The organism is Synergistota bacterium, from assembly GCA_025060595.1.
Lineage (GTDB): Bacteria > Synergistota > GBS-1 > GBS-1 > GBS-1 > 42-11.
Window position 1 is genome coordinate 1 of the sequence record JANXBX010000023.1, and the last position, 4,361, is coordinate 4,361.

The following is a 4,361-nucleotide window of genomic DNA, read 5'->3' on the forward strand; positions in this document are numbered from 1 at the left end:
AGCAGCTACGAGCATAGCCCTTGTTTTGCTCTCCCTTTAAAGGCTCCCAAGGGCAGGATCCTTTAAAGGCAAGCCCCAAATCTTTTCTCCATAAAAGGCGGGGCGACCTTCTATGGAAGAGCCGCTTGCCTTTCACCCCTTTAGCCTTAGTTAGTTTACATGATAATCAAACGATGGTTGACATTATCCAAGAGATTAATATACAATATAATTATGAAATATTAAGGAAAAGCAAAAACTTATTGTTGGGGAGGGATAATGGATGGGAAAGAAAAGCTTGACAGTAGGGATTATTCTTCTTTTTGCGTTCATTACTTGTATCTGTGGTCAAGTTATTGCAAGCCCGGCGAAGGAGTTAAAGTATGGTCATGCTAACGCCCCAACCTATCCCTATCATTTAGGCGGAGAGGCTTTTGCAAAGTTCTTGGATGAAAAATCTCGTGGAGAGTTAAAAGTCAAGCTTCATCCTCTTGGACAGCTTGGTGGGGAAAAGGATATGACTGAGGGATTACAGCTTGGAACCATTGACTTTGTTGCTAGCTCACTTGGTGTTACCGCTACGTTTATCCGTATAATTGATGTCTTAAATCTTCCTTTCTTATTCAAAGGGCCGGAACACTTCCTTAAAGTTATGGAAAGCGATGTTGGACAGCTTCTCCTCAAGAAAGGTCAGGAAGAGGGGGAGAAGGTAGGTTTGAAGCTTCTTGCCATTGCTGGTCCAATGTTTAGAGTGCCAATGAATAATATCAGGCCTATTGAGAAGCTAGAAGATTTTAAAGGACTTAGGATACGCGTGATGCAGGTTCCAATACATATGGCTGCTTACAAGGCTCTTGGTGCAACGCCTGTTCCGTTAGCGTTTGGCGAACTTTATACAGCTTTACAGACGGGAGTTGTTGATGGTAACGAAAATGGTCCTGCTACTCTTGTAGCTATGAAGTTTTACGAGGTACAGAAATATGTAAGTTATCTTCCTGTTCTTTCCAATGGTGGTGTGCTTCTTATGAGCCTTAAGACTTGGAATAAGCTTAATAAGGATGAACAGGGGCTTATTCTTGAGGGAGCAAAAGTATGGGCGAAGACCATGAATGAAGAGGGATTAAAGCAGGACAAGGAAGCTCTTAAGTTTATGGAGGGAAGAGGTCTTAAGGTATCTTATCCTAAGGATTTGAAGCCTTTTGTTGAGGCCTGTAAACCAGTTTACGAAGAATTCCTTTCGAAGGCTCCGGAAGAGTGGAGAAAGATAGTTGAGGCCATTCAAAAGATGGAGTGAAGAACATAAATAGATAATTAGAGTGTCGAAGGTAGACTTCTCCTTTAAAGGGAGAAGATCTACCTTCGCTTTTTATAAGGGGGTTGCTATGGATGTTTTGGTCCTATGTTCTTAGGTTTAATGAAGTTCTTAAAAAATTTATAGGTTATTTAGTAATTTTTCTCTTTGCTGCTGTGGTTGCTACTATTAACATTCAGATTATTTTTAGGTACCTTTTGCGAAGTCCCTTGCCATGGACAATGGAAGTAGCTCAGCTGTTTTTCATTTATTTTGCGATTTTTGCCGGAGGTCTTGCTCTTACATACAATGCTTTTACTAAGGTGGAATTTTTGGTTAACTCTTTTCCTGAGAGATTGAGAAAAGCATTGTATATTATAGTTAATGCTTTGATCGCTGCTTTTTTGATTATAGCCGGTCAACAGACTGGGGAACTTATTTATCACGCCAGGATAACCAATAACATCACTCCTGCTCTATCAGTACCAATGAGTATAGTATATGGAATTTTTCAGATCGGTCTTTGGATTTCGGCCTTTTTTGCTCTTACTAACATCTTGAAAGTTTTTGTTCGAGAAGGGCCTAATGGGGTGCATTAAGATGATAGTATTTATCTTTGTGCTTCTTCTTTTTGTGGGTACTCCTATAGCCTTTGTATTGGGGATCACCAGTTTATTATATCTGGTGAGTTTAAAGCTACCGCTTGTTCTTATACCTCAAAGGATGTATATTGGATTAGAGTCTTTTCTTATCGTAGCTGTACCTCTTTTCATTCTAGCCGGTTCGATTATGAATGCGGCAGGTATAACGCCGAGGCTTGTAAAACTATCATCTCTCTTTATCAGAGGGATAAGAGGTGGATTAGCTTACATAACAGTTATAGCTAGCATGCTTTTTGCTGGCATCACCGGTGTTGGTTCTGCAGATACGGCAGCTATTGGCTCTATAATGATACCTGCTATGGAGAAGCAAGGATATGAGAAAAAATATGCGGCCGCTATATGTGCAGCTAGCGGAATAATTGGTCCGATCATCCCACCTAGTGTGGTTATGGTAATATACGCTTCAATGGCAAATGTTTCAGTGGCTAAGCTTTTTATAGGTGGTTTTGTCCCAGGGGTTCTTCTTGGTATATCAATTATGTTAGTAATATATCTTCATACTAAGAAATATGGCCTTCCGCCATCGGAGCCTGAACTTCCTAAGAACTTTCGAGAATATCTTGAGGGTATTCTTTCTCTTTTCATGCCATTTATTATCCTTGGAGGTATCTTAAGCGGAGTATTTACAGCGACAGAAGCTGCTGCTTTTGCTGTACTTTATGCACTGATATTGGGTATTTTTGTAACCAAGGAGCTTAAGATTAAAGATCTTCCCAAGGTATTTCTTGAGTCTGGCATCATCTCTGGAAGCATATTGATGATTATAGCTTGTGCGGCACTATTTGGATGGATCCTAGCTAGGGAATCGGTTCCAGAGAAAGTAGGACAACTTATACTGTCTCTTACTCGTAATAAATATCTTGTATTACTGCTTGTCAATCTGTTTTTACTTTTCCTCGGTATGTTTATGGAAACTCTTGCTTCAGTGATATTGACTCTTCCCATATTGCTTCCTTTAATGATTCAGATTGGTGTAGATCCGGTCCACTTCGGCATAATGATGGCTGTGAATCTCTCGGTAGGTTTAATAACTCCACCCCTTGGGGTTTGTGCTTTTGTAGCTGCTTCTCTTACAAGGTTGCCCTTTGAGGAGATCGTGAAAGCATTGGTCCCATTTATAGTTGTCACCACAATTGTTACTTTCATCATAGTGTATTTTCCGAAGCTTGTTATGCTTTTACCTAATCTCTTAGTTAAGTAGGGAGGGGGTTGAGGGATATGAGAAAAGTGAAGATTGGTATTATAGGCTGTGGAAGAATAGCTAAAGCTCATGCTAATGCGATAAAAGACCTTTCCTCTGAAGTTGAGGCTGTAGCTGTTGCTGATAAGGTTGAGGCTAAAGCCAGAGAGATGGCTTCTGTAGTTGGTGCGAGTTACTGGACGAGTGATTATAAAAAGCTTTTAGAAATGCCTGATGTGGAAGCTGTAATTATTGCTTTGCCACACCATCTTCACTATAGAGTTACTTTAGATGCTTTGGAAGCGCAAAAGGATGTTCTTTTAGAGAAGCCCATGGCACTGAAATATATAGAAGCACAAGAAATGGTTGAGAAAGCTGAAAAACTTAATCGTATTCTTATGATCGGTCAAAGTAGGAGATTCTGCGAAGCTTGCAAGATTCTTAAGAGGGAGATAGATACTATAGGTCCATTAATTAGGATTGTTATTAATTTTCTTGTTTATTTTCCGGAACCTCCTACTGATTGGTGGAAATCTCCTGAAGAGGCTGGAGATCTTATTACCTATCTTCAGGCAAGTCATTCTATAGATCTTATATTATGGCTTATTGGAAAGCCTCCAGAGAAGATCTTTGCACAGGGTGCTTCACGTAATCCTAAGAAAATAAACATACAAGATGAAGAAGATATCTTTTTGAGGTTTCCTGGAGATATTTTTGGATCAGTTCATCTCTCCTTAAATACTAAGCCACCTGTGCACGAGTATATTATTGTTGGAGAGAAAGGAAGCTTCCATTTACAAGAGTATCAGATACCTGGGGAGTTTAGGTTTGGTTATAGGTTGCTTCGTAACGGAGAAATACTTATAGACGGAGAGCAGATTCCTACTAATTATACACTTCAGCTTAGGGAATTTCTTGATGCGGTAAAATATCGTAGAGAGCCTCTTGCATCAGGTAGAGAGATTTTGCCATCTGTTAAGGTTTTAGAGTTAGTTTCTCTTTCATCTAGGTTAGGGAAAGCTATCGAGTTTACAGAATATTAGATTGGGAGGGAGGAGAGATGATGTTTGTAAAATTTCTTTTTTTAGGTTTAGTGTTTTGGACCTCTATTTGCTTTGCTCAGGGGTTAAATTTTGAGAAGGTTGTCGATCCCATTAATGGTATTTCATATGAATCTCCACCCTATTATTCTGCTAAAGCTTTGCCTCATGGTTTTTTAATAACAGATATGAAAAGCTTTATTTTAATT

The 4,361-nt window shown here is 39.4% G+C and carries 5 protein-coding genes; all 5 read left to right on the forward strand.

The annotated features are described in order from the left end of the window. The first annotated feature begins 262 nt into the window (after window positions 1-262). The gene (locus tag NZ900_09630) at window positions 263-1,273 is read left to right on the forward strand and encodes a TRAP transporter substrate-binding protein (GenBank protein ID MCS7234338.1); all 1,011 of its coding nucleotides are present in this window, start codon (window positions 263-265) and stop codon (window positions 1,271-1,273) included. A gap of 92 nt (window positions 1,274-1,365) precedes the next feature. Continuing rightward, the gene (locus tag NZ900_09635) at window positions 1,366-1,869 is read left to right on the forward strand and encodes a TRAP transporter small permease (protein MCS7234339.1); all 504 of its coding nucleotides are present in this window, start codon (window positions 1,366-1,368) and stop codon (window positions 1,867-1,869) included. Window position 1,870: 1 nt separating this feature from the next. Further along, window positions 1,871-3,133, forward strand: coding sequence for a TRAP transporter large permease (locus NZ900_09640; GenBank protein MCS7234340.1), 1,263 nt, complete (start codon window positions 1,871-1,873; stop codon window positions 3,131-3,133). 17 nt (window positions 3,134-3,150) lie between these two features. Continuing rightward, window positions 3,151-4,155 carry a Gfo/Idh/MocA family oxidoreductase gene (locus tag NZ900_09645; GenBank protein ID MCS7234341.1) on the forward strand — a complete coding sequence of 335 codons (1,005 nt, stop codon included), beginning with the start codon at window positions 3,151-3,153 and terminating at the stop codon, window positions 4,153-4,155. A gap of 17 nt (window positions 4,156-4,172) precedes the next feature. Beyond that, a partial coding sequence (locus tag NZ900_09650) for a hypothetical protein (protein MCS7234342.1) occupies window positions 4,173-4,361 on the forward strand: 189 nt, incomplete at its 3' end.

Excerpts from the sequence above, each read along its gene's own strand:
- NZ900_09645 (MCS7234341.1), top strand. The coding sequence starts at position 3,151 with ATGAGAAAAGTGAAGATTGGTATTATAGGCTGTGGAAGAATAGCTAAA.
- NZ900_09635 (MCS7234339.1), top strand. The coding sequence starts at position 1,366 with ATGTTTTGGTCCTATGTTCTTAGGTTTAATGAAGTTCTTAAAAAATTT.
- NZ900_09640 (MCS7234340.1), top strand. The coding sequence starts at position 1,871 with ATGATAGTATTTATCTTTGTGCTTCTTCTTTTTGTGGGTACTCCTATA.
- NZ900_09630 (MCS7234338.1), top strand. The coding sequence starts at position 263 with ATGGGAAAGAAAAGCTTGACAGTAGGGATTATTCTTCTTTTTGCGTTC.